This is a genomic window from Ktedonobacterales bacterium (assembly GCA_036557285.1).
GTDB lineage: Bacteria > Chloroflexota > Ktedonobacteria > Ktedonobacterales > DATBGS01 > DATBHW01.
On record DATBHW010000041.1, the window covers coordinates 66,424 to 80,917 of the forward strand.

The 14,494-nt window shown below is 60.7% G+C and carries 12 protein-coding genes; 5 read left to right on the forward strand and 7 right to left on the reverse strand.

Going from position 1 to position 14,494, the window contains the following annotated elements; genetic code table 11:
* Positions 1–5: 5 nt before the first annotated feature.
* From VH599_12060 to VH599_12085, 6 genes are read right to left on the reverse strand one after another with little or no spacing between them, the layout of a single operon-like run.
* Positions 6–2,111 (reverse strand): hypothetical protein, encoded by a 2,106-nt coding sequence (locus VH599_12060; protein ID HEY7349037.1) that lies wholly within the window; start codon positions 2,109–2,111, stop codon positions 6–8.
* On the reverse strand, positions 2,108–2,824 hold the full coding sequence (locus VH599_12065) for a class I SAM-dependent methyltransferase (protein HEY7349038.1): 717 nt from the start codon (positions 2,822–2,824) through the stop codon (positions 2,108–2,110). Before VH599_12065 ends, VH599_12060 begins: the two co-directional genes overlap by 4 nt.
* On the reverse strand, positions 2,821–4,065 hold the full coding sequence (locus tag VH599_12070; protein HEY7349039.1) for a glycosyltransferase family 4 protein: 1,245 nt from the start codon (positions 4,063–4,065) through the stop codon (positions 2,821–2,823). Before VH599_12070 ends, VH599_12065 begins: the two co-directional genes overlap by 4 nt.
* The gene (locus VH599_12075; protein ID HEY7349040.1) at positions 4,062–5,237 is read right to left on the reverse strand and encodes a glycosyltransferase family 4 protein; all 1,176 of its coding nucleotides are present in this window, start codon (positions 5,235–5,237) and stop codon (positions 4,062–4,064) included. The genes VH599_12070 and VH599_12075 overlap by 4 nt, the downstream gene beginning before the upstream one ends.
* Positions 5,234–6,445 (reverse strand): glycosyltransferase family 4 protein, encoded by a 1,212-nt coding sequence (locus VH599_12080; protein HEY7349041.1) that lies wholly within the window; start codon positions 6,443–6,445, stop codon positions 5,234–5,236. The genes VH599_12075 and VH599_12080 overlap by 4 nt, the downstream gene beginning before the upstream one ends.
* Positions 6,446–6,503: 58 nt before the next feature.
* Positions 6,504–8,021, reverse strand: a complete 1,518-nt coding sequence (locus tag VH599_12085) for a flippase (GenBank protein ID HEY7349042.1) — start codon at positions 8,019–8,021, stop codon at positions 6,504–6,506.
* Between the two features lie 357 nt (positions 8,022–8,378).
* On the opposite strand from VH599_12085, the gene VH599_12090 reads away from it, so the two are divergent.
* From VH599_12090 to VH599_12110, 5 genes are read left to right on the forward strand one after another with little or no spacing between them, the layout of a single operon-like run.
* Positions 8,379–9,608: a glycosyltransferase family 9 protein gene (locus VH599_12090; protein ID HEY7349043.1), complete on the forward strand. Its 1,230-nt coding sequence runs from the start codon at positions 8,379–8,381 to the stop codon at positions 9,606–9,608.
* Between the two features lie 51 nt (positions 9,609–9,659).
* On the forward strand, positions 9,660–10,880 hold the full coding sequence (locus VH599_12095; protein HEY7349044.1) for a glycosyltransferase family 9 protein: 1,221 nt from the start codon (positions 9,660–9,662) through the stop codon (positions 10,878–10,880).
* Between the two features lie 7 nt (positions 10,881–10,887).
* Positions 10,888–12,018, forward strand: coding sequence for a glycosyltransferase family 4 protein (locus VH599_12100; GenBank protein ID HEY7349045.1), 1,131 nt, complete (start codon positions 10,888–10,890; stop codon positions 12,016–12,018).
* A 3-nt stretch (positions 12,019–12,021) separates the two neighbouring features.
* A complete protein-coding gene (locus tag VH599_12105) occupies positions 12,022–13,023 on the forward strand; it encodes an NAD-dependent epimerase/dehydratase family protein (GenBank protein HEY7349046.1) in 1,002 nt (333 codons plus the stop codon).
* A gap of 39 nt (positions 13,024–13,062) precedes the next feature.
* Positions 13,063–14,298 carry a glycosyltransferase family 4 protein gene (locus tag VH599_12110; protein ID HEY7349047.1) on the forward strand — a complete coding sequence of 412 codons (1,236 nt, stop codon included), beginning with the start codon at positions 13,063–13,065 and terminating at the stop codon, positions 14,296–14,298.
* Here VH599_12110 and VH599_12115 read toward each other — a convergent pair.
* Positions 14,281–14,494 (reverse strand): hypothetical protein (locus VH599_12115; GenBank protein ID HEY7349048.1); only part of this gene is annotated, 214 nt, incomplete at its 5' end. The genes VH599_12110 and VH599_12115 overlap by 18 nt on opposite strands.

Sequence of the window (14,494 nt, forward strand, 5' to 3'; positions counted from 1 at the left end):
TACGATTACTCATGTATCAGGCGCGCATAGCGCGCTACTACGCCTGGCGTCACATTGATGAGTTGTCCAGAATCGCCACCGCGCGCCACAAAATCGGCAATCGCCTTGAGGCCAGCCGCCCGACTCCAGATGGGGCCGGTGAACGCCCACAAACAGGTATCGAGCGTCCCTACCAGCCAGCCCGGACGTTTCGCCGCCAGCAATCGCCGCTCCGCGCGCCGCAAATCGCCGACGCTGTTGATCGTCTCAAACGGCGTCCAGCCATCCCAATGCCCAACAGTATAATTCAAGGCGATACATGTCGCATCCTGGTAGAGTACGGCTGGCTCCCGCCCAAAACCCGCCTTGCTGAACATATACGACAGCCCGGCAGCGCGCACTGCTTCGATAGCCTCTTTGCGAATGGGGCCAGGCGCGAAGAACTCATAGGGACGATACGGCGCGAGGGCTGCGCGCAGCCCATGCTCGCGCGCCCAATCGCCCAGGCGTCGTGTCACCGGCAGGCGCGGCGCTGGGGCCGATGGGACCGGCGCGCCCGCCGCGTCTGCTGCGTCATCAGGCAAGACTATCGCGGGCGCTTGCGCCGCTGCTGGCGAGTGATAACGCAGTTGGAGAAAAGGCGCTTGCGCCTGTGCCCTGGCCGTGATGGGCAGCTTCGGCTTCGGCAGGGGGAGCATCACCGGGTCCATCACAGCCCACCATCCCTTTGGCCGCCACGCCCGGGGTACGCCCAGCCGCTCCAGGGTTTGATTCGCCGCCTGAAGATAGTCGGCCAGCTTTCCCTCTGGCATCCGCGACTCAATCGCCGCCCCTATCCCGCAGCTTGCCAGCAGCATCTCCAGATATGGAAACACTCCGCCGCGTTCGAGCGGCGTCCGTAACAATTCCAATGGGGCTTCCGGCTGATATTCCAGCGCGGGAACCGTCAGGGCCAGCCCGCCCTTCATTTTGGAGAGCGCCACCACATCAATCACGCGATACAGGTTCTCCAACTCGCGGATCATGCCTGTCCAGAAGATAAGAGAAACCAGGACGCGCCCCTCGCGTGCCCACGCGCGCAACTGCTCGTCATCTGGCTCACGCCCCGCGATGCCATCAGCTTGCTCGCTCGATGACCAGTCGTATCCCGCCAGGCGCAGCACAGGAAAGGGTGGACGGCAGGGGTCGATCAACTGGAATGCTAATCCAAGCGACGACAGCGCGAAAAAATCACCATCTTCATACTGCCGCCCCAGCACCGCCGTCTTACTCTGGCGCAGTTCAGCCGCTAAGCGTTGAATAACGACCTGCTGGGGCTTGCTGTAGATCGCCAGCCGCCGCTCGCGCCACGCATCAGGCAGCCAGGCCGATACCGCTGTTGGATCAGCCAGCACCCACCCACCAGCGCAGCGCGCCAGCCAGCGACGCGCCACACGTTCGGTCAGCGTGGCAAAATCATCCTCTGGCTCCAGCGTATCCAGTGGGCCGGGCATCTGTATGGCGGCCCGATCCTGGGCCGCCAGGCCGCTGTGGGCTGAGCACAGCCCCTCTAGCTTCTTCGAGCCTTGTGTTCCCAGGAAAAGCGTTTGCAGCCGCCGCACACCCATCTGCGCCAGTTGGGGTATATCATCCTGCTGAAGCGCATTGATTTCTAATCCCAGCGCGCGCCGCCCGGCAATCTCCGGGTACAGATAGGCGTCTATGCCGACCAGATCGCGCCTGGGCTGCGTATCTATGATTACTGCCTCCTCTGGTATGGCTGCGCCAAGCGCCTCGAAGGCCCGGCTGTAGGTTTCCGCAAAACCAGAGACCGCCAGCCGGGGCACGCCAAGCTGCTCAAGCGTCGGGCCAAATGCCGCCGGGCCAGCGGTCAGCGCCACCGTGTCAAAGCGATGCAGCAAGAGATACAGCCGCTCGTAATGATGCGCGCCAATCATCGTGCCGCCTGTCAGCACGCCAGCAGGGAGCGCAGCGGGATCGCCGCCGCCGTAGTGGTCTCCCAGGCGATAAGCGTCATAATAGACCTCAAAGAACCATCCGGCTGCTTCCGCCGCCCAGGAGAGCGTGGCGGCAACCGCATTTCTGGCGGGGTTGGTATCAGCGGTGAGATAGAGGAGAAGCCTGGGTTTCATTTAGGTTTCCGTCCGATTGCCAGGAACCACTTTGGCAGCAGCGGCAGGGGGCCATAGCGCCGCTCGCCAATCACAGCAAAGCCAGCCGCAGAGAGCCAGCCCAAAAACGTCTTCCGGCGCATGTGGTGAACGATGCCCGCCCACTCAGGCAGCACACCGCCGCAGCGTATCGTCTGTATCCAGCGGCTGGGGCGTTTGCCTACATAGCGGGGATAGCAGAAGACCCACCAGGGCGTTCCGTTGGTGGCGTCAATGAGCGCCGCGCCGCCTGGCCGCAGGACGCGGTAGAGTTCGCGCACTGCCGCCTGTGGGTCGGGCAGATGCACCAGCAGATCGAGACAGATCAGCAAATCGAAGCTGCCATCCGCAAAGGGCAGCGGCTGAGAGGCGTCAACCGCGCTGGTCTGCAAACGCCCCGGCGGGACAGCCGCCTCCTGGGCTGCTTTGCGCGCCAGTTCCAGCATGGCCTCCGAAATATCGCAGAGATGGACCTGATACTGCTGCGCCAATGGGACCGCAAGACGCCCCATACCGCCGCCAATATCGAGAACGCGCCCGTCTGGCCTGTCGGCGAGCAGTTCTGCCGCCAGCTTCAGCACGTCAAGCCGCTTGCGGGCATAGAGATGGCGAAAGGGGTTATGGCGCTCTTCTGGCTGGAACTGCTGGATATACGCGCCGGATTGGAAGACTGACCGCTCGTAGGAGAGATTCATTGGGCCACCTCCACAGAATCTTGCTCGCGCTCAGGCCGCAGGCCGCCAGGCGCCATTGCTCCTGGCGCGCGCCTCCAGCGGGCCACGATCTGCGCGTAATAGTCTGCCAGGCGCGCCGCCATCTTATCAATGCTAAACGCTTCCATCCTGCGGAGCGCGCTGGCCCCCACCTGCTCCAGCAGGACAGGATCGGCCAGGGCATCCAGCATACGCCCGGCTAACGCGGCGGCATCGCCTGGCTCAACCAGAAAGCCGCTCAGGCCGTCCTCAATCACTTCCTCAAAGCCACAGCCGCGTGTTCCAATGACTGGGCGGCCAAGCTGCATCGCTTCCAGGCAGGTATTTGCCAGATTCTCCCATAGGGAGGGCAGCGCCACCAGCCGCGCCGCCTTAATAATGGGGAAAAGCGCGGGCTGCGGCATGCGCGGCAGAAACAACAGACGCTCCGCGTAGGGTGTGTTCATCGCCAGAATGGCTTCGCGCATCGTCCCACCACGATAGGGCATATCGTCTCCGACAAAGACGGCTTTCAAGCCTGGATAGGTGTCCAGCACGCGCGGCAGCGCCGCGCCCAATGTCTGCACGCCTTTGCGCTCTTCCAGACGCCCAAAATAGAGGATGTAATCACTCCCCCGCAGGGCTTCCGGCAGCGGGCCATCCGCATGAGCGTTGACCAGCGCCGGGTCCATGCCGGTTGGAACCACTGTGACGCGCTGCGAAGCAATCTTCCAGTCCTGGCACACAATATCGGCCAGCGCCCGCGTGGGCGAGATAATCCCATCGCTCCGGCGCGTCTGAACACGCTCCATCACCCTGACGGGCATGTTCCGCAGACCGAAGGAGGAGTGCTGATCGAGGCGCTGCACCAGAAAGAGCGGAGTCGCCAGGCGTGTGACGAGCGGCGCCCGGCGGGCTGGCGCAAGCGCGTACCAGAATGCTTCCCCACCCCACTCGCATGCCTGAACCACGTCCAGACGCCCCGGAATGCGGGCAATGGTCCCGGCAACCTGCTTCGCGTGCAGCAGCGATTGCGCTTCGCGTGGTTTCAGACGAGGCTCGGCCAAACGATGCACCTGCACCCCGTTTTCCTCATAGTTCGCGCCGGGTTTCCAGGCCGCCGTGACCACATGGACCTCGTGGCCCAGCCGGACCAGCGCGGCTGCCGTTTTATGGGTGTAGCTCGCTATCCCGCCGATATGGGTTTCAGGCGGATATTCCCGCGAGATCAGACAGATTCTCATGGACGCTCCCCAGGCGCTGCCAGCGTTTTCATCAGGCCAGTAAGCCGCTCGGTGTTCTGACGAGCGTCAAAGCGCGCCAGCGCCCTGGCGCGCGCCCGCTCCCCCATAGCGCGGCGCAGCGGTTCGTCATCGAGCAAGCTTTCCAGCCGGGCGGCCAGGGCCGCGCCATCTTTCGGCTCAATCAGAAATCCCTGCTGCCCATCATCCACAATATCCGGCACACCACCAACATTCGTCGTGATAACGGGCAAGCCAGTCGCCATCGCTTCAATGGAGGCAATGCCAAAGCAATCTGCCAACGTTGGCAGGACAAACACATGACTCTCACGATAGAGCCGTATCAGCAGGGGATCGTTTGCCTCCAGGTTTGTGTGCAGATGCAGCCCCGGCGTCGGCTCGCGGAGTATGGGCGGGGTGCGCGTCACGATATGCAGTTCACACCGCTGCTGACCACGATCCAGAAACCAATCGAGCAGCAGCGTCCCGCCTTTCCGCTCAAAATCTCCGCCAACAAAGAGGACGCGCGGTACCTGGCTGGTTGCCGCCAGCCGCGCCTCGCGCATCTCCGCCGGAGGCGGCGACCATTGTTCGGTATCCACTCCGGGCGGCAGCACGACGATCTTTTCCTCTGGAATCCCATAATCGCGCATCACCGAATCTTTGGTCCAGTTCGACCAGGGCAGGATCAGGCGAGCGGCGCGGTAAATATCAACGTTCACCCGATGTTTATACCGGGTGAGCGCCGAATTACCCGGCTTAGGATGATTATAAAACTCCGCCATCAGGTCCAGTTGATGGGGCGTCATATCGTTCATGATCACGGTAGGCACACGCCGCAGCGCGCTGCGAATAAAGACGCAGAGCGCCTCGCTGTTAAAGAGCAGCGCGTCATACGGCCCTTTCCGCAAACCCTGGCGCACTTGCAGCGCGCCACGCGCCACCCCGGCTTTCCTGGGGGGGACCAGGGGTATCCGCTCAATCCAACCCCCTGGCTCATAGTAGGTAACTTCCGTCCAGGTGGGCGCAACGCTGGGGTCGCGCTCGATGAAACGGCGAAGGTTGCGATAGACCGTAATATGCCCCAACACCTGCTGCATCATAAACCCGAAGCGATAGTCGGGCAATGCGCGCTCCAGCGCAGCGCCCTGGCCTTGCTCTTGTATCAGTGTCATATGTTTCTCGTCTTCACCAGATGCTCCAGCGCCCCGGCGATCTGCTCAGAGCGCCCTTGAAGCGTGAATTTCTCCAGCACCCGCTGCCGCCCCTTTTGCCCCATGATCTGGCGGCGTTCGGGGTCGCGCAGCAAGGTAATAATCGCATCAGCCAGTGGTTCAATCTGGTTCGTTGGGACCAGCAAACCCGTCTCCTGGTCGTCTACAATCTCAGGGGTTCCCCCGCTATCAGCCCCAACCACCGCTTTTTCGCAGGCCATAGCCTCAATCGTCACCAGCCCAAAAGGCTCTTCAACGGAGGGCATTGCGTACAGATCAAGAGCGCGATACAACGGGAGGGTATCTCGTTGAAAGCCCGTATAGGTGACATGGCGCTGGAGTCCCAGGTCTTGCGTCAGTTGCTCCAGTTCGGGTCGTAATTCGCCTGAGCCAACAATGAGCAGATGGGCGTTTGGCACAGCCTCAAGGACGCGCGGCATCGCTTTTAATAAAACAGCGTGTCCCTTAAATGGACGTAGGATGCTGAAGATGCCGATCAGCAGGGCATCTTCAGGAATGCCAAGCCGAGCACGCGCTTCAGGGCTGGCCCCTGGCGAAAAGCGGCTCGCGTCAATGGCATTATAGGCCATGAGCAGCTTTTCAGGGACTACCCCTATTTGGGCATAGCTTTGATTGGTAAAACCTGAATTGGTAATAACCAGATCGGCCCGCAAAGCTGTTCGGCGTTTCAACCCGCCGTTGGCAAAACCAGGGGCAAAGAAAAATTGGGGATGGAAGACCAGCGCGGCGCGGCGGGAAATCCGCGCGGCGCACAGAGCAGCAAGCATCGCGCGGGTGCGATCCCCGGTAAAGATCGCCTGCGGCCTGGTTCTCCAGGCCACCCAGGCCACCTTTGCCAGCGCGGCGCTGAACAGCAGCAGGCTGCGCAGTTTGTTCATCGGCCCGCGCGCTCTGGCGCCCTCCAGAACACCAAAATGAGTCGGGACGTGCCGAATGCCTGCTATCTTTCCAATCTGTTCGGCAGTTGGCCCTTGAGGTGAGGTAAAAGCGGTGACGGCAAAGCGCCGCTTATCGAGGGCGTCAAGCAGCCAGACTTCACAGCGCGTATCGCCCCCCGTAAAGATCGCATCCGTAATGTACAAGAGCCGAATAGGAACCTGAACAGATGGAGCAGCAGGTCGCTGCACGGAGGAGATGGTTTGATTCATAAAGAGCCTCTATTACAATCAATGAAGCGGTTGGTTCCCTTGATGGGCGCCAGGCGCTTCAGGCAGCTTTCATATCGGTCTGTTCTGTTTGTGGCCGCCTTCGCTTCTTTCCAACTTTCCGCAGCGCCTTCGCCACCAGTGGCTCAAGCAACTGCAAATCCTCGCGTGGCAGCGCGCCCAGCGCCAGCGCCGCGACGACATAGATGACCATGCCGACAGCGACGGGAATGGCGATAAAATATCCCTGTGTATACCAGACGCCCAGCGCCATCAAGCCTGCTGCCGAGCAGGATTTTGCCATGCTCACCACGTTGCTCCACCCCAGGACACGGCGCGGAAGGATGACGATGCCAACAATAGTCATCAATCCTTCAGTTAACAGCAGCGCCCAGGCTGCGCCATACGCGCCATTGCCATACGCCTGCTGGTAGTAGTTGATGAGTACAACGTTGATTAACGGGTTAATGACACAGGCAGCGGCCATCACCTTCGTCCAGATAATCTGGCGTTCAGTTGCCACCAGGAATTGATTAATGAGAATATTGAGATAGGTAGGCACAACAGTGGCGGCCAGCACCATCATCACCGGAATTGATTCGCCAAAACTCAGGCCGTACACCATCAAAATGAACTGCTTGGCAAGCAGTATTCCGCCCACAGCTATTGGCAGACTGAGGCAGGCCAGCAGATTGAAGCTGCGCCGGGCCATCTTCGCCATCTCGCGCGGCGCGGTTTTGTAGGTGCGCGCCAGCGCCGGGAAGATGGCTGTGCTTACCGCTGTGGGAAGGAACAGGAGCAGCCCAAATAGCCCAACGGGTACATTATACCAACCGACCACTTCAGTGCTGGTCAGAAAGGAGAGCATCAGCGAATCAATATACACGTAGATCGTCAAAAAGATGCCCGTTATCCAGAATGGCAGCCCGCTGACGACGAGGTAGCGCATCAGCCGAAAGTTCGGGCGCAGGTGGACGGAACTCAACGGCTTCCACCAGAAGACAAAGAACATCAGGCTCACTAACGAGGCCCCGGTGGAGATGACGCTCAGCAGGATTACTCCATGCCCGGCCAGGACCACTGCTATGCTGCCAAAGGTGATGATACATTCGGAAATAATCCCGCCCAGGGTGTTGTATTTCATCCGCTCGAACGCTTGAAATCCGGCTTGAAGTGGTCCTCCGAGAAAGCCAAAGATCATCGCAACGGCGTTGATATAAATGACGACCTGTGTGTGCGTCGAATAGCCTGCCACCCAGGCAATGAGGGCTATGAACAGCAGGCTGGGCAGCGAGAGTATCGCCCGGATCATAATCGCCGCGCCGATCAGATCAGGCGCTTTGGCGTGGTCCCTGGCAATATCGCGCGTCATCAGCGTCCCTATCCCCAATGCGCCAATAGTAGATATGAGGGAAGTCAAAGCGCCAGCAAGCGCGATTTCACCAGTCCCCTGGGGGCCGAGGTAGCGAGGGACATACACTGCCGTTATAATGCTCAGGACGAGGGTAATGATCTGCCCAACGAATAAGATCAGGGTATTTTTTAAGATGAGGTGTTTCGGCTTCGATTGCATCGTCATCTCTATCCTCTTATCCCCCCACTCCAGCTTCATCCCACCTGGCAGTTCAGATTGGCAGTTGCTCTGGCGCCTCCGCCAAGTATAGCTTTGCAGGGCAACAAGCCAGGTTGAGGTCGTGTTAAGAAGTGGTTGAGAAGAGATTGGTCCAGGCAGTAGTTCGATGACGCGCCACTACTCAAGCGCAAGCTGTGTATTTCTTAACCAACGCTTTTCCATCTTAACAGTTTCATAACCTGTTCCACCTGCCATCTCGATGCGCTGGTGGTACGCTCAATGCCGGGCAGTTCTGCCCGCAGCGGAGGGAAACAGGGCGCGGCAGCGTCTATCCCTCACCGATTGATTGGAGAAGTATCCGGGGTGAATAAAAGAGAACGAGCAGCAGCACAGATCAGCAGGAATGGGCAGGGAATCGCCCCCCAGGCAGCGGAACCCAGGCGGCCCATGCCCGACCCTGCCTCAACCCGTCGTATTCTGGTAACTGCCTACAGGCATATTGGCGATGTGTTGGCGGCTGTTCCCGCGCTGCGAGCATTACGCGAGACGTACCCGCAGGCGCGCATCTCCCTGCTGGCGGTTGACTATGTGCAAGAACTCATGGCCGCCTGCCCGTATCTGGATGAGGTGATCCCCTTTCGAGATCATGACCAGAAAAGCTCACCCTGGGGAAAGATCGAGCGCATGCTGCTGCTCGCCCGGCTGGGGCTGCGGCTGCGCGGGCGTTTTGATATGGCGCTGATCCTTCACGCGCGCAACGGCTTCCTTGCGCACGTAGCCTGGCTGACGGGAGCCAGAGTGCGCGCTGGTTTTCTCGATTCAGCCTCACCGCGTATCATCACGCATCCAGCGCGCCCCATCAAAGGTATTGTGTCGTTCCGCGAGGTCAACCGGCGCGTGCTGGAAGCTATCGGCGTCACCATAACGTCAACCAGCATGGAACTCTGGCCCCGCCCCGCTGATGAGGCAGCCATACAAGCCCTGTTGAGCGAGCATAGCGTAGCCCCGACAGACCTGCTGATCGGCCTGCACCCTGGTTCACACTGGAGCTGCCAGCAGTGGAGTCCCAAAGATTGGGCGACGGTGGCTGCCCAGCTTGTTTCTCGCTATGGCGCCCGGCTGGTAATCACCGGAACAAAAGATGAGCGTGAACTGGCGATGGCAATAAGCGAAGAGATGCCCGCCGACGCCGGGAGCCTGATAGACCTGACCGGGCGCACCAGTATTCTGCAATTGGCCGCCTTGATGAAACGCCTGAACGTGTTCATGTGTGTCAACAGCGGCGTGGCGCAGGTCGGATTGGCTATGAGAACACCCACCATCAATCTGTATGGCTATGAAAATCCGGTCTTGAATGGGCCAGCGGTTGGTGAGCCGATGACGCTCGTTCGCGGCTGCGATGACGCCAGCGCGGGCGTCTACTGGTGTCCCTATAACATCTGGCCCAAAGCGGTCCAATGCCATCGAAATGAATGTATCGGCCTGGGCGGCCTCTCCTTGATTACGCCCAATATGGTGCTGCGCCAGGTTGAGCGCCAGATCGCAGCACGGCGCAGCGCGCAGGCCAGCGGCGCAGCCCCGGGATCGATCTGATGGAGACGCTGAACGAATCACCTGCGAAACGACTTTGAGGGAGTGTTGGGAGTGAGAGCAAGCAAAACGCCAGCAACACAAGAAGCCAAAGAGCAGGAGCCTGGCTCGCCAGCAGCCAGGACCACGCCGCCGATACCTGCCCCGGCATCCATACGGCGCGTATTAGTCATCGCCTTTGGGCATACCGCAGAGGTGCTGGCAGTGGTCCCGGCTCTGCGGGCTTTGCGCCAGACCTATGCGCATGCCCGCATCACCGTGATTGGATACAGCTACGCGCGCGAAATACTGGTAGCCTGCCCTTATGTAGATACAGTCATCACCATCGAGACCTTCGAGCAGAAACGCGGCACGCGCTGGAGCCGGCTGGTGCGACTTGCCAAAGCGGCGCAGCTTGCGCCGCGCCTCTATGGCCGCTTTGATCTGGCGATCATCTTCCACGCCCAGCCAAAGTTCACCACCTACCTGGCCTGGGTAAGCGGCGCCAGGGTGCGCGTCGGCTTGCTCTATGATGACTCTCGGATGTTGACGCATCGCGCCCGCCAGATCAACTGGATCACCTCATGGCGCGAAGAGAATCGGCTGGTGCTGGAAGCCATCGGCGTCACCAACCTGACCGATGAACTGGAGATATGGCCCACGCCAGGTGATGAGCAAGCCATCCAGGCTTTGCTGAGCAGGCATGGCGTGGCCGATGACGCGCTGCTCATCGGGCTGCATCCTGGCTCCCACTGGACCTGCCAGCAGTGGAGTCCGAAAGACTGGGCAGCCCTGGCCGACGCGCTGGTTTCGCGCTATGGAGCAGACCTGATCATCACCGGCACTGGCGACGAGCGCCATCTGGCCGACGCCATCCGCCAGCAGATGAAGGCCAGGGCAGCCCACCTGATAGACGCAACCGGGCAGACCAGCGCCCTTCAGTTTGCCGCGCTGGTCAGGCGTATGGACCTGTTCATCTGCGTCAACAGCGCCGCGCCCCAGGTCAGCGTTGCTGTGAAAACACCAACCCTCGACTTGCTTGGCTACGAGAAGCTTGCTTATAACCCGCCAGTCGAAGGCGAGCCAATCACCATCATCAGGGGCTGCGATGACGCCACCGCCGTTGAGAACTGGTGCCCCTACAACATCTGGGGCAAGGTCAACGGGTGCCACCGCGCCGAATGTATGGGAATAGGTGGGCTTTCGCTGATTACGCCTAATATGGTGCTGCGCCAGGCAGAGCGCCATCTGAAAGCGCGCCGCAAGACGCCAACATCCAGCAGCGCCGGACAATAGTACGCTTATGATACCTCAGCAAGACACCCATTATCGAATTGGCTTTGTCATGGAGCAGCAGTTGGGGCATGGAACCCACTACCGCAACCTGCTGCGCTATGTCCAGCAGGACACATCGGTTGCGCCGGTCTGGATGCCCCTGCCCTTTGCGCCTTCCGGTCTGCTCACTGCGCTGCCCCTGATTCGCAGTAACTGGTCGGCGCGAGCCAGCCTGCTGGCCCGGCGGGCCGCAGCGCGTAACCACAGACAGCATACGCTTGACGCGCTCTTCTTCCATACGCAGGTGACGACCCTGCTGGCGGGGCCGCTGATGCGCAAAGTCCCAACGATCATCTCGCTGGATGCCACGCCCATCAATTACGATGCGGTTGGGCAGCTTTACGGACACAAGAGCGGCGGCCCCCTGGAAGGGCTGAAGTTCCGCGCCAATACGCACGCCTTTCGCCTGGCAGCGGGATTCGTGACCTGGTGCCAATGGGCCAAAGCATCACTGGTCAACGATTACGGGGTAGCCTCGGAAAAGATCACGGTCATTCCCCCAGGCGTTGACCTCTCGCTGTGGCCCAGCCGTCCTCAGCACAGCCAGGCGCTGCCCGCAGAGGGGCGCTTGCTGAAACTGCTTTTCGTCGGCGGCGATTTCAAGCGCAAAGGCGGCGAAATCCTGCTGGAGTGCTTCCAACGCTCCTTTCAAGACCGCTGTGAACTGCATCTGGTCACGCAGGAACCCGTATCCCCAGGGCCGAACCTCTTTGTCTATAATGGCGTCACACCCAACAGCGAGACGCTGACACGACTCTTCGCCGAAGCGGATATTTTTGTGTTCCCGACGCTTGCTGATTGCGCGCCTGTCGCCGTGACCGAGGCGCTGGCGGCCTCGCTGCCGGTAATCTCCACGCGGGTGGGGGCCATCCCTGAAGCCGTACAGCAGGGCAAAACAGGGCTGCTGGTAGACCCCGGAAATCTGGAGCAATTGGGCCAGGCGCTTGCCTATCTGCTGGACCACACTGAGCAGCGGCTGGAGATGGGGATGCGTGGGCGACGTTTGGTGGAGAGCGACTATGACGCCGCTAAAAATTGCCTGCGGCTGCTGGCGGTCATCAAAGCCGCCGCTGGGCAGTGGAATGAGAGGGAACGGTAAAAGATGCGTGTTCTTATTACCGGCGGAGCCGGTTTCATCGGCAGCCATCTGGTTGATCGCCTGCTGACGCCAGCGAGCCAGCCGCAAGAGCCACTCTATGAAATCCTGGTCTTCGATAACCTGCGACACGGCAGCATGGCGCACCTTGAGCCACATCTTTCAGCCGGGCGCATTCGGTTTATCGAGGGCGACATCCGCGACGAGGCGGGCTTGAGCGCGGCGCTGGCTGGCGTCGAGATCGTCTTTCATCTGGCCGCGCAGGCCAATGTAATCGGCTCGGAAGCAGACCCCGATTATGCCTTCACCACGAATGTAGTTGGCGTCTATAATGTCCTCAAAGCGGCTGAGGCGGCTGGCGTTCGCCGCCTCCTCTTCAGTTCCTCGCGCGAAGTCTACGGTGAACCAGAGACGCTTCCCGTTCGGGAAGATGCCCGGCTGGCCCCCAAGAACGCTTATGGGGCCAGCAAAGTGGCTGGAGAGATGTACGTTCAAGTTGCCCAGGCGCGTGGGAACATGGAGACGGTTATCTTTCGCCTGGCAAATGTCTATGGCCCGCGCGATAGCGAGCGGGTCATCCCCCTCTGGCTGCGGCGCGCCCGGCGCGGAGAAGAACTGCTGCTTTATGGGGGAGAGCAACTCATTGATTTTGTCTGGGTAGCCGACGTGACTGAAGCCTTCGCGCAGGCCGCGCTGGCAGATCGCCAGACCATCGCCGGGGAGCGCATCAATATCGGCACAGGTATCGGTACGCCGCTCGCTGAGGTGGCCGCGCGCGTCCTCACCCTCACCGCGTCGCGGAGTGAGATGCGCGTCATACCAGCGCGGGGCGCGGAGGTTCGCCGTTTCGTGGCCGATCCCGGCAAACTGCAACGTCTTCTGAATCTGGAGCCTGAGCCACCGCTGGCGCATCTGCCCGAAATGGCAGCGGCGCTCGCGGGAGATCAGGGCGAGCCATTTCCAACCACAAACCCGACCATTATGCCTATAGGAAAGAACAGCAGCTAGCTGCTTCCCCGGAAGTTTAGCTGAAGAAATAGCAAAACGATGAAAAAAGCAGAGCCACGCGCCTTGCTCATCATCTCGGCTGACGTGCGGCCAGAGGCGCAGAAAGAGATCGCCGCCGGGCGCTCTCCGCGTAAAGACTATTTCGAGTTGGCAAGCGTCCTTCAGGCCGACACGCTGGATTGGTCATCCACGCAGGCCGCTTTCATCAGCCGCCTGCTTGCCAGAGTGGCTGGCAAAGCGGTGGCCCAGGCGTGGCTGGCGTTTCGCCAGCGCCGCAGCTATCAGGCGCTTTACACAGACAGCGAGCGCATCGGCATCCCGCTGGCACTGCTCCTCAAGCTCGCCCGCGCCCGCAACCGCCATGTGATGCTCGCTCATATCCTCTCGCCCTGGAAGAAGCGCGTCTGGTTTCGTTGGGGGCGCATCCATTCCCATATCGCTGCTATTCTCTGTCACTCCAGCCTGCAACGGCGCATCATGATCGAGGAGCTAGGGATTCCGGCTGAAAAGATTGTGCTGATGCCTTACCAGGCCGACGAACGTTTCTGGCGGCCAATGGCTGCCCAGGAAGCTCAGGCGGCGCTGAACGAAGCGCAGGCGACAGCGGGGGAAACCGCATCGAGCAGCAGCGCAGGCGCGGATGCACAGGGGCTGCCGCTCATTTGCAGCGTAGGGCTGGAGTTCCGCGACTATCCCACGCTCATTGAAGCGGTACGCGGGATGGAGGCACAGCTTGAAATAGCGGCGGCCAGCTACTGGTCGGATCATCGTGGTCCAGACTCCGGCGAGACGCTGCCGCCCAACGTTCGAGTGAGTTCACACGCCTATCTCAGCTTGCGCCATCTCTATGCCGCCTCGCGTTTCGTCGTGGTCCCACTGCTGGATGTACCCAATCAGGCGGGCATCACCGTGATTCTTGAAGCAATGGCTATGGGCAAAGCAGTGGTTGTCAGCGCCACGCGAGGCCAAACCGATACGGTGCGTGATCGCCGCAACCAGGGCTATGGACGAGTCGAGCGTCTCATCTTGCCTGGCTTTTTGGAAGCGCCCGGCGTGCCTGAAACGCTCAGGCGGCTGCCCACCGGCTTTTATGTCAGGCCAGGCGATCCCCAGGAGTTACGCAAGGCCATCAGCTACCTGCTGGCCCACCCCGATGTTGCCAATGAACTTGGCCGGAATGGTCGGCAGGTTTTTGAGGCGCTCATGGGTCTCGATGCCTTTGTAGCGCGCGTCGCCCAGGTGATAGGGGAACATGGGTCATCCCGAATTTTCTAGACCGTCTTGGTCAATGCTCCTGGCTTGTAGCTTCGCTGGCGGAAAGCCGCACCGTACCGAGCGGAGCGCCGCCGTCCCGGCGGCTGAACGCCTCACCGGCGACCAGGGCTGCACGTTCAGCGTTTCCACGTGCCAGCGTTTGGCCGCCGTCCCGGCGGCGCTACACAGGCGGCATTCGCACATCCTGCCAGCAAAA

Excerpts from the sequence above, each read along its gene's own strand:
- VH599_12070 (HEY7349039.1), bottom strand. The coding sequence starts at position 4,065 with ATGAGAATCTGTCTGATCTCGCGGGAATATCCGCCTGAAACCCATATC.
- VH599_12075 (HEY7349040.1), bottom strand. The coding sequence starts at position 5,237 with ATGACACTGATACAAGAGCAAGGCCAGGGCGCTGCGCTGGAGCGCGCA.
- VH599_12100 (HEY7349045.1), top strand. The coding sequence starts at position 10,888 with ATGATACCTCAGCAAGACACCCATTATCGAATTGGCTTTGTCATGGAG.
- VH599_12065 (HEY7349038.1), bottom strand. The coding sequence starts at position 2,824 with ATGAATCTCTCCTACGAGCGGTCAGTCTTCCAATCCGGCGCGTATATC.
- VH599_12080 (HEY7349041.1), bottom strand. The coding sequence starts at position 6,445 with ATGAATCAAACCATCTCCTCCGTGCAGCGACCTGCTGCTCCATCTGTT.
- VH599_12085 (HEY7349042.1), bottom strand. The coding sequence starts at position 8,021 with ATGACGATGCAATCGAAGCCGAAACACCTCATCTTAAAAAATACCCTG.
- VH599_12110 (HEY7349047.1), top strand. The coding sequence starts at position 13,063 with ATGAAAAAAGCAGAGCCACGCGCCTTGCTCATCATCTCGGCTGACGTG.
- VH599_12105 (HEY7349046.1), top strand. The coding sequence starts at position 12,022 with ATGCGTGTTCTTATTACCGGCGGAGCCGGTTTCATCGGCAGCCATCTG.
- VH599_12060 (HEY7349037.1), bottom strand. The coding sequence starts at position 2,111 with ATGAAACCCAGGCTTCTCCTCTATCTCACCGCTGATACCAACCCCGCC.